The sequence below is a fragment of the Halomonas nitroreducens genome (assembly GCF_003966155.1).
GTDB lineage: Bacteria > Pseudomonadota > Gammaproteobacteria > Pseudomonadales > Halomonadaceae > Halomonas > Halomonas nitroreducens.
In genome coordinates this window covers 116,358-139,686 of sequence record NZ_RXNS01000012.1, presented here as the reverse complement: position 1 = coordinate 139,686, position 23,329 = coordinate 116,358, and the positions used below count along the sequence as shown (strand labels likewise).

The window sequence follows — 23,329 nt, the reverse complement described above, 5'->3', positions numbered from 1 at the left end:
TCGCTCATCAAGTGGATAACTTGTGGATGAGCTGTGTCCTTCCCGGGGGTGGTTTTGGCCTCCCTGCCAGCCCGCATGGTTGGGCCTTTCACGGCGTGACGCGGAGGGGATGGGTGAGCGAAGCGGGGGTTTGTCGGGTATCCTTTAGCCGAAGCCGGTCGCAAAGTGCCGGCGTCCCTGAACATCGGCCCGTCGAGGTAGGCAGAGAAGAATGGACGACAGCGTTGACCCCCACGAGCAGGATCATGTGCTGATCATCGAGGACGATGAGCGGCTGGCCGACCTGACCCGCGACTACCTGGAGGCCAATGGCTTCCGGGTGACTCTGGAGGCCGACGGTGCCAACGGCGTCGAGCGGATCCTCACCCTGCAGCCGGACCTGGTGATCCTGGACCTGATGTTGCCCGGCGAGGACGGCCTGTCGATCTGTCGCCGGGTACGGTCGGACTACGCCGGGCCGATCCTGATGCTCACCGCCCGCACCGACGACATGGACCAGGTGCTGGGCCTCGAGATGGGTGCCGACGACTATGTGCCCAAGCCGGTCCAGCCGCGAGTGCTGCTGGCGCGCATGCGTGCCCTGTTGCGCCGCCGCGAGCCGAGTGCCGTGAGCGATGAGCCGCGCCTGACGTTCGGCGACCTGGAGATCGACAACTCGACCCGCGAGGCCTTCCTGGCCGGTGAGCGCATCGACCTGACCAGCGCCGAGTTCGATCTGCTGTGGCTGCTGGCCTGCAATGCCGGTCGGGTGCTGACCCGCGAGGAGATCTTCTCCCAGCTGCGGGGCATCAAGTACGACGGCCAGGATCGCTCCATCGACGTCCGTGTCTCGCGCATCCGTCCCAAGATCGGTGACGATCCCAACCAGCCGCAGCGGATCAAGACGGTGCGCAGCAAGGGCTATCTGTTCGTCAAGGACATCTGATGGCTTCCCGCCTCCTGCCAAGGGCCCTGGCCGACAGCACCTTTCTGCGGGTCTATGTCCTCATGGCGCTGGCGCTGGTGATGATCTTCGCCCTGGCGCTGCTGGCCATCACCGTGGTCGACAAGGTGCGCCGCCAGCACTACCAGGAGCAGCTGGCCGACGCGCCGATGACGCTGTTCACCGCCCAGTTGTCGGTCCTGCCCCGCGAGGAGCGCGGGGCCTGGCTGGTGCGCCTGAGCGAGCGGCTCGAGATCTCCATGACCCTCCACGACCTGCGCGACTTGCCCGTCGGCTACTTCGCCGGCGCGCGCCTGGACGCCGGCCATACCCTGGCGCACCGGACGGAGGCCCAGGGCTGGCGGCTGCAGCGCAAGTTACCTGGCGAGCCTCGCCTGCTGCGGGTCGAGCTGGCCAGCCTGACCGAGCACCAACTGGTGGGGCTGGCCCGGCTGCTCGGCGACTGGCTGCTGGCCACCGAGCCGGCCCAGCGCCGCGACAAGCTCGCGATGCTGCAGAGCTCGGCGATCATGCTGCGACTCTCCGACATGCCGCCCGAGGGCCTTGCGCCCAGCCAGCTCGACGAGCTGGGGGATACCGAGGTGGTGGTGCGCCTGCAGCCCCAGCGCTGGGCCATGTCGCTGTACCTGCGCCTGTCGGACGAGGACGGCGACACGCAGTGGGTGGAGGTCGGGCCGCTGTATGCCTTCGAGCCATTACCCGCCTCGCTGCTGCTGCTGCTGCTGATGATGCTGCTCGGCGTGCTGGCGGTGATCATCTACCTGATCGTGCGCAGCGTGGAGGCGCGCATGGCACGGCTCGAGCTCGCCGCCACGCGGATCGCCGCGGGGCGACTCGATACCCGGGTCAAGGTCGAGGGCAGCGACTTCGTGGGGCGCCTGGGGATGGCCCTCAACGGCATGGCGGCCCAGGTACAGTCGCTGCTGCGTGCCCAGCAGGACATGATCCGGGCCGTCTCCCACGAGCTGCGCACCCCGGTGGCGCGCATCCGCTTCGCGGTGCAGATGGTCGAGGACATGACCGACGACCCGGCGGTGCGTCGCCAGCTGCAGGGGGTGGATACCGACATCGCCGAACTGGACGACCTGGTCGACGAGATCCTCACCTATGCGCGCCTGGGCAGCGAGGCGGCCAACGGGGCCGAGCTGAAGACCACGCCGGTGGAATGCCGGCTGATGGCGGAGCGGGTCATCGAGGCGCTGCGCCCGCTGCATGGCCAGCTGGCCATCAGCCTGGCCCCGGGGGAGGAGGTGGAGGCCGCGGTGGAACCCCGCTACCTGCAGCGGGCCCTGCAGAACCTGGTGGCCAACGCCTGCCGGCATGCCCAGTCCCGGGTGATGATCCGAATCCACGGTGAGCCGCGACTGGTGCGGATCGACGTGGAGGACGACGGCCCCGGCGTGCCGGCGGCGGCGCGCAGCGAGATCTTCAAGCCCTTCGCTCGCCTCGACGACAGCCGCGCCCGGCGCTCCGGCGGCTATGGCCTGGGGCTGTCCATCGTGCAGAAGGTCATGGCCTGGCATGGCGGCAGTGTCATGGTGGATGCCAGCCCGTCGCTGGGCGGCGCCCGCTTCACACTGCTGCTGCCGCAGCGCGATCCCCACCCGGACGCCTGAGGCCGGGTCAGGCCGGCTTGATCCCCTCCAGCACTGCAAAGGAAGTCTCCCGGGCGGTGCGCAGGAAGTCCTCCATCCAGGGGGCATCACGGGTCTCCTCGCGGATCGCCGCGAACAGCGTGCTCCACACCCCCTGCTCGCCCAGCGGCACGGCCTTCACGTAGTCCCGCTCGAGGTACTCGGTGAGCGCCCAGTTGGGCAGGGCGCAGACGCCGCGTCCGCTGGCCACCAGCTGCATCATCATGATGGTCAGCTCGGCGGTGCGCACCTCTCGGGGCGTGACCCCGGCCGGGTCGAGAAACTGGGTGAAGACATCCAGTCGCGTGTGCTCCACCGGGTAGGTGATCAGGGTCTCCTCGGCCAGATCCTCGGGAACCACGAAGGGACGACCGGCCAGGGGATGCTGGCGAGCCACGGCGAGCAGCCCCTCGTAGCGGAACAGCGGCTCATAGTGTACCCCGGGCAATGGCTGGGGGTCGGCGGTGATCACCAGATCGAGCTGTTCCCGGGCCAGGGCGGGCAGCGGCTCGAAGTGGTGGCCGCCGGGGATGTCGATCTCCACCTCCGGCCAGTGATCGCGGAAGTGATCCACGGTGGGCATCAGCCACTGGAAGCAGCTGTGGCATTCGATGGCCATGTGCAGCCGGCCCTGCTCGTTGCCGGCCAGCCGTGCCAGGTCGCGCTCGGCCATGCGCACCTGAGGCAGTATCTGCTCGGCCAGCGTCAGCAGGCGCAGGCCGGCCCGGGTGAACTCCACCGGACGAGTCTTGCGCAGGAATAGCGGGCTGCCCAGCCGCTCCTCCAGGTCCTTGATCTGGTGAGAGAGGGCGGATTGGGTCAGGTGCACCCGTTCGGCGGCTTCCACCAGGGAGCCGGCATCGCGCAGGGCGACCAGGGTGCGAAGATGGCGGAGTTCGAGCATTATCCTGAGCTTTGTTCATGTTGAAGATTAGTAAGTTTAGTTTGATTCAGGAGTGGTGGCTAGCGAGACTGTGCACCATCATTCATGAAGAAAAGGTTTCATCATGACATTGGCTCATGTACTCGGGTATCCGCGCATCGGCGCCGACCGCGAGCTGAAGAAGGCCACCGAGGCCTACTGGAAGGGCGAGAGCGAGCGTGCGGCCCTGGAAGCCGAGGGCCGCGAGCTGCGCCGTCGTCACTGGGCGGCACAGCGCGAGGCCGGCCTGGACCTCGTCACGGTGGGCGACTTCGCCTTCTATGATCAGGTACTCAATGTCTCCACGCTGCTCGGGGCGGTGCCCGAGCGCTTCGCTGCCGGCGACGAACTGGCCCGCGGCCAAGTGGACCTGGACACCGCCTTTCGCATGGCACGTGGCCGTGCGCCCAGCGGCGAGCCTGCCGCGGCCTGCGAGATGACCAAGTACTTCGATACCAACTACCACTACCTGGTCCCCGAGCTGCATCCAGGCCAGCGCTTCCGCCTGGCCGACTCGCGGCTCTTCGACGAGGTCGATGAGGCCAGGGCCTGTGGCCATGCGGTCAAGGTGGTGCTGACCGGTCCCCTGACCTGGCTGTGGCTGGGCAAGGCCCGGGGCGAGTCGGCCGAGGCCTTGGACCGCCTGAGCCTGCTCGACGAGGTGCTGGAGGTCTATGGGCAGGTGCTCACGCGGCTGGCCGAGCAGGGCGTGGCCTGGGTGCAGCTCGACGAGCCGGCCCTGGTGCAGGACCTGCCCATGGCCTGGAAGCAGGCCTACGAGCGGGCCTACCATCGCCTGCAGGCGGCGCCGGTCAAGCTGTTGCTGGCCACCTATTTCGGTGGCCTGGGCGATAACCTGTCGCTGGCCGTGGGCCTGCCCGTGGACGGCCTGCACCTGGACGCGGTGCGTGCGCCCGAGCAGGTCGAAGCCGTGGTCGACCGGCTGCTGCCCCACAAGGTGCTGTCGTTGGGCGTGATCGACGGGCGCAATGTCTGGCGGGCCGACCTGGCCGCGCTGCGCGGCCACCTGGCGCCGCTGGCGGCCCGCCTGGGCGAGCGGCTGTGGCTGGCGCCGAGCTGCTCGCTGCTGCATGTCCCGGTGGACCTGGCCGCCGAGACGGAGCTGGACGCCGAGCTCAAGGGCTGGCTGGCCTTTGCCCGCCAGAAGCTCGACGAGACGGTGCTGCTGGCCCGGGCCCTGGACGCCCGCCTGACCGCCGAGGACGAGGCCCGGCTGGCCGAGGCCGGCGTGGCGCTGGCCGCCCGGCGCGCCTCGCCGCGCATCCATCGCCCGGCCGTGGCCGGGCGGCTGGCCGCGGTGGGCGCCGCCGACAGCGAGCGGGCGAGCCCCTATGCCGAACGCGCTCGTGTCCAGCACCGGCGCCTCGACCTGCCGCTGTTTCCCACCACCACCATCGGTTCCTTCCCGCAGACCGCGGAGATCCGCCAGGCGCGTCGCGCCCACAAGGCCGGCGAGTTGTCGCCGGCCGACTACGAGGCGCGCATGGAGGCCGAGATCGCCGAGGCGGTGGCCCGCCAGGAAGCCCTGGGGCTCGACATGCTGGTGCACGGCGAGGCCGAGCGCAACGACATGGTCGAGTACTTCGGCGAACAACTCGACGGCTTCGCCTTCACCCGCTTCGGCTGGGTGCAGAGCTATGGCTCGCGCTGCGTCAAGCCGCCGATCCTGTTCGGCGACGTGGCCCGTCCGGCGCCGATGACGGTGCGCTGGAGCCGCTACGCGCAGTCGCTCACCGAGAGGCCGATGAAGGGCATGCTCACCGGGCCGGTGACCATCCTGCAGTGGTCCTTCGTGCGTGACGACCAGCCCCGGGCCACCACCTGCCGGCAGATCGCCCTGGCACTGCGCGACGAGGTGGCCGACCTGGAGGCGGCGGGGATCAGCGCCATCCAGATCGACGAGCCGGCGCTGCGCGAGGGGCTGCCGCTGCGCAGCGCCGAGTGGCAGGGCTACCTGGAGTGGGCGGTGGACTGCTTCCGGCTCAGCGCCGCGGTGGCCGACGACGCCACCCAGATCCACACCCATATGTGCTATTCGGAGTTCAACGACATCATCGCCGCCATCGCCGCCCTGGACGCGGATGTCATCACCATCGAGACGTCCCGCTCCGACATGGAGCTGCTCGATGCCTTCCGTGACTTCGACTACCCCAACGAGATCGGGCCCGGCGTCTACGATATCCATTCGCCCAACATTCCCGAGGTCGACTGGATGGTGGCGCTGATGGACAAGGCCGCCGAGCGCATCGCCGTGGAACGGCTCTGGGTCAACCCGGACTGTGGCCTCAAGACCCGCGGCTGGGCGGAGGTGGAGCCGGCGCTGGCCAACATGGTCGAGGCCGCCCGGGTCCTGCGACGTCACCACGGCTGAACGTCGGCATCACGATGACGGCAGCCGCCGGGCGGAGCGAAACCGTCCGGCGGCTGTTATTCTGTGGCGGGCGCAACCGGCCCCCGTCGGGGATCGCCGACAGGGGCCGGTTGCGCCGAGGAACCTCATCGTACAAGGAGTCATCGCCATGCCGCGTGTCCCGTCTCTGCTGATTGCCCTGCCGATGCTGATGGCGCTGGGGCTGTCCGGCTGTGTCACCTACGTGAACGCGCCGGCGCCCGAGTCCGCTCCCGAGCCGCCGGAGGTGGCGACCGACGATCGCGCCGAGGACGAGGTCGGTCCCAAGGCACCGCTGCTGCCCTCGTTGCTGTTCCCCGGCGAGGCGGACCGGCTGGTCGGCTGGCGCTGCACCCCGGCCCAGGGCCTGATCACCGCCGTGGGTGAGGAGGAGATGCGCCTGTGGTCCACCCACGGGGCGGTGCGCCTCGATCCGGCGGTGGTGGCCAGCGGCCAGCGCTATCAGCAGGGCGATCTTGGCGTCTGGCTGAAGGGCGACGAGGCGGTGGTGGAGAGCTCCCGGGGACGACTCGACTGCCAGCAGGACATCGCCATGGACACCCTCACCCGGGACGGGCATCCCGGGGTGATGTTCCACGGCCGGGGCAACGAGCCGGGCTGGCACGTCCAGCTGGCCAACGACGTGCCCGAGATCGACATGTCCCTGGACTACGGCAATCGCCAGGTGAGCCTGCCGTATCGGGTGACCACTCTGGACAACGGCGCCGGACGGGTGATCCTGGCCAGTGGCCAGGCGGCGCGGCCGTTCACCCTGCGCATCGAGGCCAAGGCCTGCTTCGACGACATGAGCGGCCAGCCCTGGCCGGCGCGGGTGACACTGACCCTGAACGACGAGGTCTATCGCGGCTGTGGCCAGGGGATCGCACCTTGATTCGTTTTAATCGAAAGAAATGCGCAGAATTTTGCGCTTATCAACGATAAAAGCGAACATATAATGACGATCATTCCTTCGCTAACCCGGTAAGGAGATCGCCATGACCCGCGCCCTCGTTCTGACCTCTTCCATTCTCGCCGGCAACTCCCTGAGCCTGGCCGAGCACTTCCAGGCCCAGGCCGCCGGTGTGGACGGCCTCGAGGTGACCACTCGCGATCTGGTGGCCGACGACCTGCCGCACCTGACCCAGCCGGAACTCGCCAGCTGGCAGGTGCCGGCCGAGGAGCGCTCGGCCGGTCAGCGCGAGCTGGCGGCCCGCTCCGATGGCTTGATCGAGGAGCTGCTGGGCCACGACGTCCTGGTGCTGGCGGTGCCGCTCTACAACCTGGGCATCCCCTCCCAGATGAAGGCCTGGTTCGACCGCGTGATGCGTGCCGGCAAGACCTTCCGTTACACCGAGAATGGCCCGCAGGGGCTGGTCGAGGGCAAGCGGGCGGTGATCCTGGCGGCTCGTGGCGGCCAGTACGCCGGCAGCGAGCTCGACAGCCAGACCCCGCACCTCAAGAGCATGCTCGGCCTGATGGGCATCCGCGAGGTCGACGTGGTGTTCGCCGAGGGACTCGCCATGGGCGAGTCCCGGCGGGACGCCGCTCTCGCGGAAGCGCGCCAGGCCATCGACGACCTGATCGAACGCCTGGCCTGACTCGCCGGCTGCGGCAGCGCCGAGGGGGTGGCCATCGTGCCACCCCCTCGGCGTATGGGGCGCCTGATCCTCAGCACTGGCCCGGGGCGCTGACGAGCCAGTGCCCGGGCACGAAGTGGCTGGTGCAGAGCATCGGCTCCGGGGACAGGATACGCGCGGCCAGGCGGGACAGGGCGGCCCGGCTGTCGCCCGGCGGCGTCGGCAGCTGGACGGTGCGCGCGAGGGGCAGCCAGGCGTGGTCCTGGCGATGGGCGAGGCCGTAGCGGAAGGGATGAAAGCCCGGGAAGCCCAGCCGCAGGTCGGTGGCCACCAGGGTTTCCCGGCCGTCATGCCTCTCGACCTCGTAGCGCAGGAAGGGGCCGGCGAACCAGTCGAGGCGCCGTCCGGACGGGGCGTCCAGGGCCACCCGCTCCAGGTCGGCACCCCGGGCATAGGTCTCCAGCACGGGGCGACGGTCGCCGTCGAACACCCCGATCAGGGCCTCGTGGTAGTGATCGCCCTCCACCACGGTGGCCCGCCACAGCAGGGTGTTGAAGGGCGTGGGCTGCACCAGCCGAGGTGCCTCCTCTAGCCCCCGCTCGGCCAATGCCGGGGCGAGGCGCGATTCGACCAGGGTCTTGGCACCCAGGGCGAAGACCAGGTAGGCGCAGGACAGGGCCAGGCCCCAGGCCGGCCCGCGGCGGCGGCCGGTGGCCAGGGCCACGGCGATGCCCACCAGCAGCGGCAGCGAGTAGAGCGGGTCGATGATGAACACCAGCGGCCGGGCGACGGGGGGCGCCTCCAGCGGCCACCATAGCTGGGTGCCATAGGTGGTCAGGGCGTCCAGCAGCGGATGGGTCATCAGGCAGAGGCCGAAGAAGGCTCCCCATCGGCCCGGGCCGATGTCCCGGGCCGGGGCGAAGCGCGCCGCGAGCAGCGTCAGTGCCGCGGCGAGCCCGGCCAGCACGAGCAGCGAATGACTGAAGCCGCGGTGTCGGGTGACGTTGGCCACGGCGTCGCCGTAGTCGATCACCACGTCAAGATCGGGCAGGGTGCCCAAAGCCGCACCGAGCAGCACGGCCTTGCGCCCCAGGCGGCCACCGAGCACGGTGCCGCCGATCGCCGCCCCCAGGGCGGCCTGTGTCATCGAGTCCATGGTGTCCTCGCCGTCGTCTGCCGGTTAGCTCAGCGGCCGCTCGGCCGGGTTCCCCTCCGGACTCGCCCAGGCGGGCCCGGCGGCGAGGATGCGGGCCTGCACGGGGCAGTCGTTGCGATGGGCGCCGGGCAGGTAGCCGGTGCTCATCAGGAACTCGCCGACGATTTCGGGGCCGGTGAAGCGAAAGGTGCGCCGGAACAGCTTGACCCAGTCGGCGTGGGCACGGGGGTGGTGGCGGTCGAGCCAGGCCCGGAAGCTGCCGTACTCGGCCTGCAGCGCCCGGACCACCCTGGCGTTGTGGATGGCGGCGTCGACCTTGAGCCGGTTGCGGATGATGCCGGCATCGCCGAGCAGTCGGGCCCGGTCGTCGTCATCGAAGGCTGCCACGCGCGCGACGGCGAAACCGGCGAAGGCCGCGTGGAAGGCCTCGCGCTTCTTCAGCACCGTCAGCCATGACAGCCCCGCCTGGTTGATTTCCAGGATCAGCCGCTCGAAGAGGGTGTCGTCGTCGGCCACCGGGAAACCGTATTCCTGGTCATGGTAGGGGCCATGAAACGGATGGTCGGGGGCCAGGTCACAGTAGTGGCTCATCGGCTGTCGCTCGTCGTCGCGGGATTGGCAGGTCGGTGGAGACTTGTCAGGATGCCCCGGTTCGTCCCCCCTGTGAACAAGGAGAACGTCATGCAATACCTGCACACCATGGTCCGGGTCAGCGACCTGGATGCCGCGCTGCACTTCTACTGCGACCTGCTGGGGCTCAAGGAGATCAGTCGCAAGGACAGCGAGAAGGGGCGCTTCACCCTGGTCTTCCTCGCCGCGCCCGCCGACGAGGCGCGTGCCCGGGAAGACCGCGCGCCGATGGTCGAGCTGACCTGGAACTGGGATCCCGAGACCTACAGCGGCGGGCGCAACTTCGGCCATCTGGCCTACCGCGTGGACGATATCTACGCGCTCTGCGAGCACCTCCAGGCGAACGGGGTGGCCATCAATCGCCCGCCCCGGGATGGCCATATGGCCTTCGTGAAGAGTCCCGACGGCATTTCCATCGAGCTGCTCCAGGCCGGCGAGCCGCAGCCGCCGAGGGAGCCCTGGGCTTCCATGGAGAATACCGGCACCTGGTAAAGTGTCGCGCGACAACGGACTGCGTTCGGCAATACGGCGTTGAAAGCGGGCTCGAGGAACGCATTTATGGCTTGTACACTCGCACGCGAGCCCGGTCCGCCCTCTCGCCAGCTTTCGCCTGGTCTTGCCTTCGCTCGCCGGCGTTGTCGCACGACACCTGGGGGAGGGACTGACCAGCGCCGCCGACGGTTCCCCGTCGGCGGCGTCAGCCATGGGCGGGATCAGTTGGGGCGCACGGCCATGCGGCCGCTGCCCAGGAAGACCAGCGCCAGGGCCGAGAGGAAGAACATGCCCTGCAGTTCCAGCTGCCAGCCGCCGTTGTCGTTGAGCATGAAGACCTCGCCGGTATGCACCAGCAGGAAGGCCACCAGCATGTTACCGGCCATCAGCAGCCCGGCGATGCGGGTCTGCCAGCCGACGATGGCCATGACCGGCGCGAGCACCTCGCCGACCAGCACCCCGTAGGCCAGAAAGGAGGGCAGGCCGTACCCCTGGAGCAGCCCGCCGATCCAGTCGAGGCTGCCCGGGTTGAGCAGCTTGGCCACGCCGTGGAAGAGCATCAGGCCGCCCACGGCGAGGCGCAGGATCAGCTTGCCGAGGGCATCGTTGTGAAGGGCTTTGAGCATGAGAGGCGTCCTTGTCGATGTCGGTAGCTCCAGCATTGTCCGAAAGGCCGGCTTGGGGCAAGCTTGGGGCGCGATGACCTCCCCCATCCCCGCTCAAGGAAGATCCCATGCGCCCGTCGTTCCGCCTTCTCCTGTCGTTGACCCTGCTCGCCCTGCTGCTGGTCGGCTGTGCCGGCGGGCCGGCCCCGGTGACCGGCCCCGCCGACAGCCTCTCCGGCCCGGTGGTGGGGCCGCGCTGGAACCTGCTGCTGGTAGGCACCAGCGACCGTCTCGACTTGCCGGCCACGCCCTGGTTCGAGGTCGCGTCGGACGGCCGAGTCAGCGGCCATGACGGCTGCAACCGCTTTACCGGCAATGTCGAGCTGGGCCCTAACAACCGCATCGAGTTCGGCCAGCTGGCCACGACCCGCATGGCCTGCCCCCATATGGCCGAAGCCGGTCAGGTGACCGCCATGCTCGATACCGCCTACCGCTACCTGATCGACCACGACCGGCTGGTGTTCTTCGGCCCGGACCAGCGGGTGCTGGGCGGCTTCCGTCGCGCCAATTGACCCTGGACAGGTCCTGACATGCGAACGGCCCGCCTACCAGGCGGGCCGTTCGCGTTACATGGGATGTGTAGGAAACGGCTGGTTTACAGGGCGGCGATCTTGTCGCGTTGCTCCACCAGCACCTTGCGGGTGGCGGCGAAGTCGGCCAGCTTGTCGCGCTCCTTCTGCACCACCGCCTCGGGGGCCTTGGCCACGAAGCTCTCGTTGCCGAGCTTCTTCTCGATGCCGCCGATCAGCTTGTCCTGCTTGTCGATCTCCTTGGCCAGGCGCGCGAGTTCGGCGTCCTTGTCGATCAGCCCGGCCATGGGCACCAGCACCTCCATGTCGCCCACCAGCTGGGTGGCGGCGAGCGGTGCCTGGTCGGGATCCGCGAGCCAGTCGATGCGCTCGAGCTTGGCCAGCTTGGACAGGAACAGGCGGTTGGCCGCGAGGCGCGCGCGGTCGGCCTCGCTGCCCTTGGTCAGCAGGACCTCCAGGGGCTTGCCCGGGGCGATGTTCATCTCGGCGCGGATGTTGCGCACCGCCACGATCACGCCCTTGAGCCACTCGATGTCGCGGGTGGCGTCCTCGTCCACCCGGCCCTCGTCGGCCACCGGCCAGGGCTGGACCATGATGGAGTCGCCCCCGGTCTGCGAGAGGGGGCCGGCCAGGGGGGCCACGCGCTGCCAGATCTCCTCGGTGATGTAGGGCATCATCGGGTGGGCCAGGCGCAGCACCGCCTCGAGCACCCGCACCAGGGTGCGGCGGGTGCCGCGCTTGGCCGCCTCGGAGGCCGCGTCGTCCCACAGCACCGGTTTGGAGAGCTCCAGGTACCAGTCGCAGTATTCGTTCCACACGAAGTCGTAGAGCGCCTGGGAGGCATGGTCGAAGCGGTATTCCTCCAGGGCACGGGTGATCTGGGCCGCGGTCTGCTGCAGCTGGGAGACGATCCAGCGGTCGGCCAGCGACAGCTCCACCTCGCCGCCCTCGGCGCCGCAGTCCTGCCCCTCGGCATTCATCAGCACGTAGCGGGAGGCGTTCCACAGCTTGTTGCAGAAGTTGCGGTAGCCGTCCAGGCGGCCCATGTCGAACTTGATGTCGCGGCCGGTGGTGGCCTGGGACAGGAAGGTGTAGCGCAGGGCGTCGGTGCCGTGGGGCTCGATGCCCTCGGGGAACTCGCCGCGGGTGGCCTTGGCAATGGCCTTGGCCTTCTGCGGCTGCATCATGTTGCCGGTGCGCTTCTCGACCAGGCTGTCCAGGTCGATGCCGTCGATCAGGTCGATGGGGTCGAGCACGTTGCCCTTGGACTTGGACATCTTGTGGCCCTGGCCGTCACGCACCAGGCCGTGCACGTAGACCTGCTTGAAGGGCACCTCGCCGGTGAACTTCAGGGTCAGCATGATCATCCGCGCGACCCAGAAGAAGATGATGTCGAAGCCGGTGACCAGCACGCTGGAGGGGTGGAAGGTCTTCAGCGCCTCGGTCTGCTCGGGCCAGCCCAGGGTGCCGAAGGTCCACAGCCCGGAGCTGAACCAGGTGTCCAGCACGTCCTCGTCCTGGGTCAGGACGATGTCATCGCTCAGGCCGTGCTTGGCGCGGGCCTCCTCGGCAGTGCGGGCGACATAGACGTTGCCGCTCGCGTCGTACCAGGCGGGGATGCGATGGCCCCACCACAGCTGGCGCGAGATGCACCAGTCCTGCAGTTCGCGCATCCAGGCGAAGTACATGTTCTCGTAGTTCCTGGGCACAAACTCGATGTCGCCGTTCTCCACCGCGGCGATGGCCGGCTTGGCCAGCTCCTCGACGGCGACGAACCACTGGTCGGTAAGCAGCGGCTCGATGACATCGCCGGAGCGGTCGCCGTAGGGCAGGGTGTTGCTGACCGTCTCCACCTGCTCGAGCAGGCCCGCGGCCTCCATGTCGGCGACGATGCGCTCGCGGGCCTCGAAGCGGCCGAGGCCCGCGTAGGCGGCCGGCAGGCTCGGGTCGACGTCGTCCAGCGGGCGGCCCTGGAGATCGAACGCCTCGGCCGCCTCGAGGATGGCGGCGTCCCGGGAGAAGACGTTGATCAGCGGCAGGCCCTGGCGCTTGCCGACCTCGTAGTCGTTGAAGTCGTGGGCCGGGGTGATCTTCACGCAGCCGGAGCCCTTGTCCATGTCGGCGTGCTCGTCGGCGACGATGGGGATCCGGCGCCCGACCAGCGGCAGCGTAACGAACTTGCCCACCAGGGAGGCGTAGCGCGGGTCCTCGGGGTTGACCGCCACGGCGCTGTCGCCGAGCAGGGTCTCGGGGCGGGTGGTGGCCACGACCAGGTGGTCGCGGCCGGCCTCGGTGGTCGCGCCGTCGGCCAGCGGGTAGCGGAAGTGCCAGAACTGGCCCTGCTGGTCGCGGTTTTCCACCTCCAGGTCGGAGATGGCGGTGTGCAGGGTCGGGTCCCAGTTGACCAGGCGCTTGCCGCGATAGATCAGGTCCTCTTCATAGAGGCGCACGAAGACTTCCTGCACCGCCTGGTAGAAGCCGTCGTCCATGGTGAAGCGCTCGCGGCTCCAGTCCACGCTGGCCCCCATGCGGCGCAGCTGGCGGGTGATATGGCCGCCGGACTCGTGCTTCCACTCCCAGACCTTGTCGATGAAGGCCTCGCGGCCCAGGTCGTGGCGGCTCTTGCCTTCCTCGGCTGCGACCTTGCGCTCCACCAGCATCTGGGTGGCGATGCCGGCATGGTCGGTGCCCACCTGCCACAGGGTGTTGCGGCCCTGCATGCGCCGCCAGCGCGTCAGGGTGTCCATGATGGTGTCCTGGAAGGCATGGCCCATGTGCAGGCTGCCGGTGACGTTGGGCGGCGGGATCATGATGGAGAACGGCTCGCCCTGGCCGGAGGGAGCGAAGCGGTTGTCGGCTTCCCAGCGCTCGTACCAGCGGGATTCGATCTGCTCGGGTTGGTAGGTCTTGTCCATGGGGCTTCCGGGTATTCAGGAGGTGGCGACGACACGGCCGGCGAGCCGGGTGGGCTCGTCGGTGCGGGGCGCGAAAAATGGGCCCGATTATAGCCTGCCGGGCAGGCCGGCGTCATGGGCGAGACGGCTCAGCCCTCGCCGCGCAGGTGGTGCGGGGTGACCGGGTAACCGCGTTTCTTGTAGGTCTGCCAGCACTCGCGCTTGGCGGTAAGCACGTCCTGGTGCTGGTTGATGATCTCGGCGACGCGCTCGAAGCGGGAGAACCACTCGGGAATCGCCGGATGCAGGTTGAGCATCGCCTGGACGCCGGCGTCGCCGGGCGGGGGTTCCTCCCAGCCGATGGTCACCGGCACCGACTCGGCCTGGTCGCTGCCCAGCAGGGCGTGGGGCAGGTAGGCATCGGGGCGGAAGGTCCACAGCCGCTCGTCGAGATCCCGGGCCATGGCCTCGTCCTCGGCGTGGAGGTGCAGCCGGTAGCCCTTGCCCACGATGGTCTCGGCCAGCCGGCAGGCGAAGCCGAGGCGCGCCGCCAGGGTGGTGTCGGGGAGGATATAGAAGTCGATACGGGTCATGAGCCCTCGAGGCGGTCCAGTCAACGATGTGGGCCTTGCCGGCGGCAAGCCTGCGCGAGGGCGCTGTGCCCCCGTCCCTGGGCGCTACCTTTGCCCTGCGGCGCCATTGCATCCTGCATCGCTGGCAGGGCCTGGGTTGGCCATCCTTGGCCAACCCGTTCGGCGGGAAGCGCCTTCCGGGAAGGCGCTTGGTATGCCGCCTCGCCCTTGGTACAGGCCCCGCGCTGCGACTTGTCCCCGGGGCCCATCATCGCCGAGGCCTGGAAAGAAGTGCTCAGGCCAGCCGGGTCAGCCAGCCGCGGGAGTCCTCGCTGCGGCCATACTGCAGGTCGAGCAGGCGAGTGCGCAGGCGCTTGGCCATCTCGTTGTCGCCCTCGGCGGCCAGCCGGATGCGGCCCTCCTCGGTGACCAGCTCGCCCACCGGGGTGATCACCGCTGCAGTGCCGCAGGCAAAGATCTCGGTGATCTCGCCGGAGGCGGCCCCCTCGCGCCACTCGTCGATGCTGATCGGGCGCTCCTCGGGCGTCAGGCCCTCGTCGCGGGCCAGGGTCAGCACCGAGTCGCGGGTCACACCCTCGAGGATGGTGTCGGTGAGGCGGGGGGTGGCGATGCGGCCGTCGCGGAACACGAAGAAGAGGTTCATGCCGCCGAGCTCCTCGACCCACTTGTTCTCGGCGGCATCGAGGAAGGCCACCTGACTGCACTCGTGGGCCGCCGCTTCCTTCTGGGCCGCCAGGGAGGCGGCGTAGTTCCCGCCGCACTTGGCGAAGCCGGTGCCGCCGGGCGCGGCACGCTTGTAGTGGGAGGACAGCCAGATGGAGACCGGCTTCACGCCGCCCTGGAAATAGGCCGCGGCCGGCGAGGCGATGACGTAGTAGTCGACCTCGTGGGAGGGGCGCACGCCGAGGAAGGTCTCGCTGGCGATCATGAAGGGCCGCAGGTAGAGGCTCGACTCGTCGGCCTCGCGGGCGGGGGTGGGGACCCAGGCCTGGTCCTGGGCCAGCAGGGCGCGCAGCGAGTCGATGAAATCCTCGTCGGACAGCTCCGGCAGCGCCAGGCGACGCGCGCTGCGCCGGAAGCGCTCGGCGTTCTTCTCGGGGCGGAAGGTCCACACCGAGCCGTCGGCATGGCGATAGGCCTTCACGCCCTCGAAGATCTCCTGGCCGTAGTGCAGCACGGCGGCGGCGGGATCCAGGGTCAGCGGGCCGTAGGGCCGCACCTCGTGACCATGCCAGCCGGCATCCAGGGTCCAGCGCACATGAGCCATGTGGTCGGTGAAGTAGCGACCGAAGCCGGGGTTGGCGAGGATGTCATCCCGGATCGGGGCCGCCGTGGCATGGGTCGACGGCAGCACGGAAAAGCGTTCAATGGACACGGCAAGAGGTCTCCGCAACACACGAGGCGCATCGCGGCGCCTCGGGACGATACTGGAACACCGGGCCAGTGCCGGCCCGGTGCGTTTAAGTCGGCTTCTCACATGAAAAAGACACCGCCGCGAAAAGGCAACACCTGCCCGCGGCGAAATCAGTCGTCGCCGACCTCGACCTGGCTGTCGGCCTCGCGGTCCAGCAGGTACTGGGTGAGCAGGCTGACCGGCCGGCCGGTGGCGCCCTTCTGCTTGCCGGACTGCCAGGCGGTGCCGGCGATGTCCAGGTGCGCCCAGGGGAACTGGTCGGCGAAGCGCGAGAGGAAGCAGCCCGCGGTGATGGTGCCCGCCGGGCGGCCGCCGATGTTGGCCAGGTCGGCGAAGTTGGACTCCAGCTGCTCCTGGTACTCGTCCCACAGCGGCAGGTGCCAGGCGCGATCCCAGGCGGTCTCGCCGGCATCGAGCAGGTCCAGGGCCAGGTCGTCGTCGTTGGACAGCAGGCCGGTGGCGTGGTGGCCGAGCGCGATGATCGCCGCCCCGGTCAGGGTGGCGATGTCCACCACGCTGGCGGGTTCGAAGCGTTCGGCGTAGGTCAGGGCGTCGCACAGCACCAGGCGACCCTCGGCGTCGGTGTTGAGCACCTCCACCGACAGGCCCTTGAGGGTCTTGATGATGTCGCCGGGCTTGGTGGCGCGGCCGTCGGGCATGTTCTCGGCGCTGGCGACGATGGCCACCAGGTTGAGCTTCGGCTTGAGGGCGAGCACCGAGGTGACCGCTCCGAACACGCTGGCCGCCCCGCACATGTCGAACTTCATCTCGTCCATGGCCTCGCCGGGCTTGAGCGAGATGCCGCCGGTGTCGAAGGTGATGCCCTTGCCGACCAGCACGTGGGGTGCCTCTTCGGGATCCTCGGCGCCCTGGTACTTCATGACGATCAGCCGCGAGGGCTCCTCGCTGCCGCGGCCCACGGACAGCAGTGAGTGGGCACCCAGCTCCTCGAGGGCGGCCTCGTCGAGGATCTCGGCGCTCAGGGCGCCGCCGGAGCCGGCGGCCAGCTGCTCGGCGCGCTCGGCCAGGTAGCGGGGCGTGCAGACGTTGCCCGGCAGGTTGCCCAGGGTGCGGGCCGCATTGATGCCCCGGCCGATGCCGTCGCCGACCCGGCCGCCCTCGCGGGCCGCCTCGGCGTTGCCGCCCTCGCTGACCAGCAGGGTCACGCGGTCGAGCCTCGGCGCCGGGCCGGGCTCGGACTTGAACTCGGTGAAGCGATAGACGGCCCGATGGGCCGCCTCGGCCACCATGCGGGCCTTCCAGTCGCAGGCACGGTCGGGGACCGGCACGTCGGTGAAGGTCACGGCGGCATCATCCGCCGGCAGGGCCGCCAGGGCGGTGAAGGCGGCGTCCACGGCCTTGCGAAAGGCGCCTTCCTGGCACTTGTCCCGCGTGCCCAGGCCGACCAGCAGCAGGCGCTCGGCGTTCAGGCCGGGCGCGAAGGGAATCATCTGGACGTTGCCCAGCTTGGCGTCGAAGTCGTCGCGCTCGATCAGCTGGCCGATCAGCCGCTCACTGGCGTCGTCGAGCTTGGCGGCGGCGGGCAGCAGATCGCCATCCTTGAACACCGGTACCACGAGGCAGGCCGTCTCGATCTTGGCGGGATTGGCCGTCTGAACTGGGAATTCCATGGTGTCTCCACAAGACAAGCGGTGGGGGATTCTGGATAATGCCGGCACGTTGCCGAGTCGTTCCAGTGTACCCCAGGAGCCAGCCGGACTTCACACCGATCTCTCCGTGACCCAGGGGGCGGTTCCTGGCGATCGTGCCGCCGGCTCCTGGCGGGTCCCGTGCCTCGACCGAGCGACGCGCGCGATGGGCGACAAGTTCGACGGACGGCCGGGACAGGACGTCATTGCATGGAAGATGGCCGGGCCGGACGGCCCCGGGCCGGGAGACAACGTTGATCATATTCCGCTACCTGACCCGCGAGATCCTGCAGACCATGGCCGCCGTGGCCGGGGTGCTGCTGCTGGTGATCATGGGCAGTCGCTTCATCCGCTATTTCTCGACCGCGGCCGAGGGCGAGATCCCGGTCGACATTCTCGGCACCCTGATGCTCTATCACCTGCCAGGGTTCCTGGAGCTGATCCTGCCGCTGGCCTTCTTCCTGGGCATCCTGCTGGCCTACGGCCAGCTCTACCTCAACAGCGAGATCACCGTGCTGGTCGCCTGCGGCACCAGCCCCAACCGGCTGCTGCAGGTGAGCCTGGTGCCGGCCGCCCTCGTCGCCCTGCTGGTGGGGGTGTGCAGCCTGTGGCTGACTCCGGCCGGCGCCCTGCACAACGAGGTGCTGCTCGAGGAACAGCGCAGCCAGCTCGACTTCACCGCCTTGTCCCCGGGGCGCTTCCAGGATTTCGGCGGCGGGCGCACCGCCTACACCGAGGCACTGAGCGACGACCAGAGCCGCATGCGCGAGGTCTTTATCAGCGAACGCCAGCGACGCAGCGATGGCACACCCCAGACCGTGGTGACCCGCGCCGCGCAGGGCTATCAGACCGTCGACGAGGACACCGGCAGCCGCTTCCTGGTGCTGGCCGACGGCGAACGCTATAGCGTCGACCCGGGGCGTGCCGAGGCCGAGCGGCTGGCGTTCGGCACCTATGCCGTGCGCCTGTCGCGAGCGGCACAGAACCCCGAACTCGACTCGCCCGAGTACGCCACCACGGCGGCGCTGTTCGCCGATGGCGCCGCGCCCGCCCAGGCCCAGCTGCAGTGGCGACTGGGCCTGCCGCTGATGGTCTTCATCCTGACCCTGTTGGCGATGCCGCTGTCGCGGGTCAATCCCCGCCAGGGGCGTTTCGCCAAGCTGTTGCCGGCGATCTTCCTCTATGTGGCCTACCTGAGCCTGCTGCTGGCGGCACTGGACGCCATCGGCCGGGGCGGCTGGCCCGTGGCCCTTGGCATGTGGCCGATCCACGCCTCCTTCCTGATCATCGGCCTGGGGATGACGCTGCAGGCTCAACGCAAGGGGATGAGTGGATGATCGCCGACCGTCTCGACCGCTATATCGCGCGCAATGTCCTGGGGGCCATCGTGGTGGTTCAGGTGGTGCTGCTGGGCCTGGACCTGGTGATCACCTACATCAACGACCTGGGCGACGTGGAGGGCGACTACGGGGCCCTCCAGGTGCTCTTCTACCTGGTCTTCCGGCTGCCCTGGCGTTTCTACCAGTACGCCCCGGTGGGCGTGCTGATCGGTGCCCTGATCGGGCTGGGCAGCATGGCCTCGAGCAACGAGCTCACCGTGATGCGGGGCGCCGGGCGCTCGCTCACGCGGATCCTCTGGGGGGTGATGAAGCCGATCATCCTGGTGATTGCCGTGGTGCTGTTCGTCGCCGAGTTCGTCAGCCCGCGTACCGAGCAGTTCGCCAGCGCCTGGCGGCTGGAAAAGATGCAGGGCGAGGGCGCCGTGCTTACCGAGCGGGGCGGCTGGCAGCGCGAGGGCGACAGTTTCTACCGCTTCGGCGCCATTCGTGCGGACCAGGTGGTGCTCGACCTGACCCGCTACCGCTTCGAGGGACATGAGCTGCGCGAGGCGCTGAATGCCCGACGGGCGGTATGGCGCGATGGCGGCTGGGTGCTCGAGGATGTGGCCGTGACCCGTTTCGAGGAGGGGCGCACCGACGCGATCCACCAGGCCTCCCGGCCCTGGAAGACCCAGCTGACCCCGGCCGCGCTCGATCGCCTGCTGCGCGACGTGGAGACCCAGGCGCCCAGCGAACTGTGGGCCTATGCCCGCTACCTGCATGCCCAGGGGCAGCAGGCCACCCAGCCGCTGCTGTACTTCTGGCAGAAGATGCTGATGCCGCTGACCATGGCCTCGCTGGTGCTGGTCGCCGCCTCCTTCGTGTTCGGCCCGCTGCGCAGCGTGGCCGCCGGGACCCGAGTGTTCTACGGCGTGATCACGGGCCTGGTGTTCAAGTACTTGCAGGACCTGCTGGGGCCCGCCTCCACGGTGTTCGGCTTCTCTCCCGCCTGGGCCGTGCTGGTGCCCACCCTGATCTGTGCCGGGCTGGGGCTCTACCTGCTCCGCCGCACCGGCTGACCCGGAGACCCGTCATGCAGCGACGTTTCGATCACCTCGACGATGTCTGGCCCGCCGGGCTGGGGCGCCGCCTCGGCGCCATGCTCTACGACGGCCTGCTGGTGCTGGCCATCTGGATCGTCATCACCGCCGGCCATGTGGCGGTGACCCGACTGGTGTTCGGTCTACCGCCGGAGCAGGTGGGGCTGGGCGCCGCCCAGGTGGTGTCGCTGCGCCTGCTGATGGCGCTCTCGGCCTATGCCTTCTTCGCCTACTTCTGGACCCGGGGCGGCATGACCCTGGGCATGCAGGCCTGGCGCCTGCGGGTCCAGACCACCGATGGCTGCTCCATCACGTTGCTGCAGAGCCTGCAGCGCTTCCTCGTCGGGGCCCTGTCCTTCCTGCCCCTGGGACTCGGGCACCTGTGGGTGCTGTTCGATGCCGAGAAACGCAGCTGGGCGGATCTCGTCTCGGGTACCCGGGTGGTGGTGCTGCCCAAGGGCAAGAAGTGACAGCCGTTTTGCCGAATGGGATGAGAATTTTTCTCAGACTATGGTTGCGATAGTCCATGCGAATCATTTACATTCATTCTCGTGATCAGCGCGAGGTGTTCTCATGTATGTGTGTCTCTGCAAGGGTGTAACCGACAAGGCAATCCGCCGGACCGTGGAGGACGGTGCGCGCACCTGGCGCGAGGTGCAGCGCGAGACGGGTTGCGGCACCCAGTGCGGCAAGTGCGGTTGCATGGGCAAGGGCATCACCCGCGAGGCCATCCGTGAGGAGCTGGCTATGGCCAGCGAGGGACTTGCCTACGCCGTGTGATGGCAATCGCTATTGTTTCGGTTGTCGTTATCAACGCATTGATTTCATTGCATTTTTCATGGCATCACCTAGACTGCTTCGAGGACATGGCGGTGCGACCCTGCGCGTGCCAAGCTGAAGAGCGACCCTGACGAGTACAATGAGGTGAAGTCATGAAAGGCGACAAGAAGGTCATCGAGTACCTTAATACCGCTCTTGGCAACGAACTGGTAGCCATCAACCAGTATTACCTGCATGCCAAGATGTTTCAGGACTGGGGCCTGGCGGCGCTTGGCAAGTTCGAGTACGACGAGTCCATCGACGAGATGAAGCACGCCGACAAGCTGATCGAGCGTATTCTCTTCCTCGAGGGCGTGCCCAACCTGCAGGATTACGGCAAGCTGCTGATCGGCGAGGACACCCGGGAGATGCTCGAGTGCGACCTCAAGCTGGAACAGAAAGGGCGCGACGACTATATCGAGGCGATCGCCTACTGCGAATCGGTGCAGGACTATGTCACCCGCGACCTGTTCAAGTGCATCCTCGACGACGAGGAAGAACACATCGACAAGCTCGAGACCGAACTCGGCCTGATCGACAAGGTCGGCCTCGAGAACTACCTGCAGAAGCAGATGCACGCGGCGGAGTGATCCCGCCGGACGGCATCGGTTTCCTCACGAAGGCGCCCCGCGGGGCGCCTTCGTCGTGTCGGCCTCATGAAAAGGCCTTCTCCAGGGCGAAGCGCGGCAGTGGTTCGCCCTGTACCTCGACGGTCTCCATGAACATCGACAGCGGTCGCACCCAGAGGCCGTAGTCGCCGTAAAGGGCGCGGTAGGCCACCAGCGGTTCCTCGGTCTCGCTGTGGTGGGCCACGCCGATCACCTCGTAGAGCGGTCCCTTGTAGTGGCGGTAGATGCCGGGGACGGGATGTTGCGGTTCCATCTGCGGGCTCCTCGGGTCAGGGGGCGGCGTCCCGGGCCAGGCGGGCCAGGGTGCGGGAAGCAGCGACGAAGCCGAAGCTGCCGGTGACGAAGGTGGCGGCACCGAAGCCCGAGGCGCAATCGAGGCGGGTGGCCTCGCCGGCTCCCGGCTTCTGCAGGCAGACCTCACCGTCGGCGCCGGGGTAGACCAACTGCTCGTCGGAATAGACGCACTCCACCGAGAAGCGGCGCTTGGGGTTGCGGGAGAACCCGTGGTCCCGGCGCAGGCGGGCGCGGACCTTGGCCAGCAGCGGGTCGTGCTCGGTGCGCGTCAGGTCGGCCACGCGAATGCGAGTGGGGTCGGTCTGGCCCCCGGCGGCGCCGGTGACGGTGATCGGCAGCTTGCGGCGCTTGCACCAGGCGATCAGCGCCGCCTTGGCCACCACGCTGTCGATGGCGTCGACCAGGTGGTCGGCATCCTCGGGCAGGCGGTCGGCAAGATTGGTCGGGGTCACGAAGGCGCTGTCCGCCACCACCTCGATGCCCGGCTGGATGGCGCGGCAGCGCTCGGCCAGCACCTCCACCTTGGGGCGGCCGATGGTGCCGTCCAGGGCATGCAGCTGACGGTTGACGTTGGAGACGCAGACATCGTCCAGGTCGATCAGGGTGAGCCGGCCGATCCCGGAGCGCGCCAGGGCCTCCACGGCCCAGCTGCCCACGCCGCCCACGCCCACCACCACCACGTGGGCGCGGCGGAAGCGCGCCAGGGCACGGGTGCCATACAGGCGGCGGATGCCACCGAAGCGCAGCTCGTGGTCATCGGTCGCGTGGGGGGACGGAGGGAGCAGGGTGTCGGTCATGGGCATCGATGGCATGTCAGGCGAGGGCGGGTGTGGCGTCCGGCCGGTGGTTCGCGGGCAGGTGGCCCGACCAGCCGAAGCGCTGGAAGAGGGCGGTCATCGGGGCGTCCAGGGCGCAGCCCAGCGCCAGGCGACGGCCGTCCACGGGGTGCTCGAAGGTCAGGCCCACGGCGGCGAGCAGCAGCCGGGCGCAGTCCAGGTGCTCGGCGAAGAAGCGGTTGTGGTTGCCCTTGCCATGCTTGGCATCGCCGATGATCGGGTAGCCGCGCCGGGACAGGTGACGACGGATCTGGTGGCGCCGACCGGTCAGGGGACGGGCCTCCATCAGCGAGTAGCGGGCTCGGGGATAGCGGTCGACCTGCACCGGCAGCTCGACGCTGTCCAGCCGCCGCACCTCCGTGATCGCCGGCATGGCCGGCATCTCGGCCTTGGGCCGCCGGCCATCCTCCTCGCGCAGGGCATAGTCGAGGCGGGCGGCGCCGGGGCCCACGCCGCGCACCACCGCCAGGTAGCGCTTCTCCACCCGGCGTTGCTCGAAGGCCTCGGCCAGGCGTGTGGCCATCTCCGCCGAGAGGGCGAAGACCATCAGCCCCGAGGTGGGGCGGTCGAGACGGTGCACGGGATAGACGCGCCGGCCGAGCTGATCGCGCAGGGTCTGCAGCAGGAACTGGCGCTCCCCCCGGGCCAGGGCGGTGCGATGCACCAGCAGCCCGGCCGGCTTGTGCACGGCGACCAGGTGCTCGTCGTGATAGAGGATGGGTAGCGGTTCCGTCATGGCGTGCTCGATCGGCGGGTGGCAACGAGGGCGCCATTGTCGCCGTCCCGGGCCCGGATGTCATCACGGTTGACGGTGCGGGCCCCA

The 23,329-nt window shown here is 68.8% G+C and carries 23 protein-coding genes; 12 read left to right on the top strand and 11 right to left on the bottom strand.

Features of this window, described 5'->3' with window-relative positions:
* Positions 1-211: 211 nt before the first annotated feature.
* Together EKG36_RS13630 and EKG36_RS13625 are read left to right on the top strand one after the other, a co-directional pair.
* Positions 212-925, top strand: a complete 714-nt coding sequence (locus tag EKG36_RS13630) for a winged helix-turn-helix domain-containing protein (RefSeq protein WP_126485002.1) — start codon at positions 212-214, stop codon at positions 923-925.
* Positions 925-2,559, top strand: a complete 1,635-nt coding sequence (locus EKG36_RS13625) for an ATP-binding protein (RefSeq protein WP_126485000.1) — start codon at positions 925-927, stop codon at positions 2,557-2,559. The genes EKG36_RS13630 and EKG36_RS13625 overlap by 1 nt, the downstream gene beginning before the upstream one ends.
* Positions 2,560-2,566: 7 nt before the next feature.
* On the opposite strand, the gene EKG36_RS13620 is transcribed toward EKG36_RS13625, so the two are convergent.
* The gene (locus tag EKG36_RS13620; RefSeq protein ID WP_126484998.1) at positions 2,567-3,481 is read right to left on the bottom strand and encodes a LysR family transcriptional regulator; all 915 of its coding nucleotides are present in this window, start codon (positions 3,479-3,481) and stop codon (positions 2,567-2,569) included.
* Between the two features lie 103 nt (positions 3,482-3,584).
* Between EKG36_RS13620 and metE the strand changes: the two genes are divergently transcribed.
* The 3 genes from metE (at position 3,585) to EKG36_RS13605 (ending at position 7,507) form a co-directional block, all read left to right on the top strand.
* Positions 3,585-5,891 (top strand): 5-methyltetrahydropteroyltriglutamate--homocysteine S-methyltransferase, encoded by a 2,307-nt coding sequence (gene metE / locus EKG36_RS13615; RefSeq protein WP_126484996.1) that lies wholly within the window; start codon positions 3,585-3,587, stop codon positions 5,889-5,891.
* 148 nt (positions 5,892-6,039) lie between these two features.
* Positions 6,040-6,801, top strand: coding sequence for a COG3650 family protein (locus EKG36_RS13610; protein ID WP_126484994.1), 762 nt, complete (start codon positions 6,040-6,042; stop codon positions 6,799-6,801).
* A 103-nt stretch (positions 6,802-6,904) separates the two neighbouring features.
* Positions 6,905-7,507, top strand: coding sequence for an FMN-dependent NADH-azoreductase (locus tag EKG36_RS13605; RefSeq protein ID WP_126484992.1), 603 nt, complete (start codon positions 6,905-6,907; stop codon positions 7,505-7,507).
* A gap of 70 nt (positions 7,508-7,577) precedes the next feature.
* Here EKG36_RS13605 and EKG36_RS13600 read toward each other — a convergent pair whose 3' ends face one another.
* Together EKG36_RS13600 and EKG36_RS13595 are read right to left on the bottom strand one after the other, a co-directional pair.
* Positions 7,578-8,642 carry a metal-dependent hydrolase gene (locus tag EKG36_RS13600; protein ID WP_126484990.1) on the bottom strand — a complete coding sequence of 355 codons (1,065 nt, stop codon included), beginning with the start codon at positions 8,640-8,642 and terminating at the stop codon, positions 7,578-7,580.
* 24 nt (positions 8,643-8,666) lie between these two features.
* Positions 8,667-9,233 (bottom strand): DNA-3-methyladenine glycosylase I, encoded by a 567-nt coding sequence (locus EKG36_RS13595; protein WP_126484988.1) that lies wholly within the window; start codon positions 9,231-9,233, stop codon positions 8,667-8,669.
* A 90-nt stretch (positions 9,234-9,323) separates the two neighbouring features.
* On the opposite strand from EKG36_RS13595, the gene EKG36_RS13590 reads away from it, so the two are divergent.
* Positions 9,324-9,764 carry a VOC family protein gene (locus EKG36_RS13590; RefSeq protein WP_126484986.1) on the top strand — a complete coding sequence of 147 codons (441 nt, stop codon included), beginning with the start codon at positions 9,324-9,326 and terminating at the stop codon, positions 9,762-9,764.
* 221 nt (positions 9,765-9,985) lie between these two features.
* Here the strand turns inward: EKG36_RS13590 and EKG36_RS13585 are convergent, their stop codons facing one another.
* Positions 9,986-10,390, bottom strand: a complete 405-nt coding sequence (locus tag EKG36_RS13585) for a DoxX family protein (protein ID WP_126484984.1) — start codon at positions 10,388-10,390, stop codon at positions 9,986-9,988.
* Between the two features lie 107 nt (positions 10,391-10,497).
* On the opposite strand from EKG36_RS13585, the gene EKG36_RS13580 reads away from it, so the two are divergent.
* Positions 10,498-10,941: an META domain-containing protein gene (locus tag EKG36_RS13580; RefSeq protein WP_126484982.1), complete on the top strand. Its 444-nt coding sequence runs from the start codon at positions 10,498-10,500 to the stop codon at positions 10,939-10,941.
* Between the two features lie 83 nt (positions 10,942-11,024).
* Here the strand turns inward: EKG36_RS13580 and EKG36_RS13575 are convergent, their stop codons facing one another.
* The 4 genes from EKG36_RS13575 to EKG36_RS13560 form a co-directional block, all read right to left on the bottom strand.
* Positions 11,025-13,874: a valine--tRNA ligase gene (locus EKG36_RS13575; RefSeq protein ID WP_126484980.1), complete on the bottom strand. Its 2,850-nt coding sequence runs from the start codon at positions 13,872-13,874 to the stop codon at positions 11,025-11,027.
* 128 nt (positions 13,875-14,002) lie between these two features.
* Positions 14,003-14,446, bottom strand: a complete 444-nt coding sequence (locus EKG36_RS13570; protein ID WP_126484978.1) for a DNA polymerase III subunit chi — start codon at positions 14,444-14,446, stop codon at positions 14,003-14,005.
* Between the two features lie 274 nt (positions 14,447-14,720).
* A complete protein-coding gene (locus EKG36_RS13565; protein WP_126484976.1) occupies positions 14,721-15,821 on the bottom strand; it encodes a branched-chain amino acid aminotransferase in 1,101 nt (366 codons plus the stop codon).
* Positions 15,822-15,970: 149 nt separating this feature from the next.
* A complete protein-coding gene (locus tag EKG36_RS13560) occupies positions 15,971-17,491 on the bottom strand; it encodes a leucyl aminopeptidase (protein ID WP_126484974.1) in 1,521 nt (506 codons plus the stop codon).
* A 272-nt stretch (positions 17,492-17,763) separates the two neighbouring features.
* Between EKG36_RS13560 and lptF the strand changes: the two genes are divergently transcribed.
* The 5 genes from lptF to bfr all read left to right on the top strand — a co-directional run bounded on the left by lptF (position 17,764) and on the right by bfr (position 21,337).
* Entirely contained in the window at positions 17,764-18,846 is a 1,083-nt protein-coding gene (gene lptF, locus EKG36_RS13555) for an LPS export ABC transporter permease LptF (protein ID WP_126484972.1), read from the top strand.
* The gene (gene lptG / locus EKG36_RS13550) at positions 18,843-19,907 is read left to right on the top strand and encodes an LPS export ABC transporter permease LptG (protein WP_126484970.1); all 1,065 of its coding nucleotides are present in this window, start codon (positions 18,843-18,845) and stop codon (positions 19,905-19,907) included. The genes lptF and lptG overlap by 4 nt, the downstream gene beginning before the upstream one ends.
* A 14-nt stretch (positions 19,908-19,921) precedes the next feature.
* The gene (locus tag EKG36_RS13545) at positions 19,922-20,398 is read left to right on the top strand and encodes an RDD family protein (protein ID WP_126484968.1); all 477 of its coding nucleotides are present in this window, start codon (positions 19,922-19,924) and stop codon (positions 20,396-20,398) included.
* Between the two features lie 103 nt (positions 20,399-20,501).
* Positions 20,502-20,708 (top strand): (2Fe-2S)-binding protein, encoded by a 207-nt coding sequence (locus EKG36_RS13540; protein ID WP_126484966.1) that lies wholly within the window; start codon positions 20,502-20,504, stop codon positions 20,706-20,708.
* Positions 20,709-20,860: 152 nt separating this feature from the next.
* A complete protein-coding gene (bfr, locus tag EKG36_RS13535) occupies positions 20,861-21,337 on the top strand; it encodes a bacterioferritin (protein ID WP_126484964.1) in 477 nt (158 codons plus the stop codon).
* A gap of 64 nt (positions 21,338-21,401) precedes the next feature.
* Here bfr and EKG36_RS13530 read toward each other — a convergent pair whose 3' ends face one another.
* The 3 genes from EKG36_RS13530 to EKG36_RS13520 are packed head-to-tail and all read right to left on the bottom strand — an operon-like array spanning position 21,402 to position 23,242.
* The gene (locus tag EKG36_RS13530) at positions 21,402-21,629 is read right to left on the bottom strand and encodes a DUF1653 domain-containing protein (RefSeq protein WP_126484962.1); all 228 of its coding nucleotides are present in this window, start codon (positions 21,627-21,629) and stop codon (positions 21,402-21,404) included.
* A gap of 16 nt (positions 21,630-21,645) precedes the next feature.
* Entirely contained in the window at positions 21,646-22,467 is an 822-nt protein-coding gene (gene tcdA, locus EKG36_RS13525) for a tRNA cyclic N6-threonylcarbamoyladenosine(37) synthase TcdA (protein ID WP_126485035.1), read from the bottom strand.
* 16 nt (positions 22,468-22,483) lie between these two features.
* Positions 22,484-23,242 (bottom strand): pseudouridine synthase, encoded by a 759-nt coding sequence (locus EKG36_RS13520; RefSeq protein WP_126484960.1) that lies wholly within the window; start codon positions 23,240-23,242, stop codon positions 22,484-22,486.
* Between the last annotated feature and the right edge of the window lie 87 nt (positions 23,243-23,329).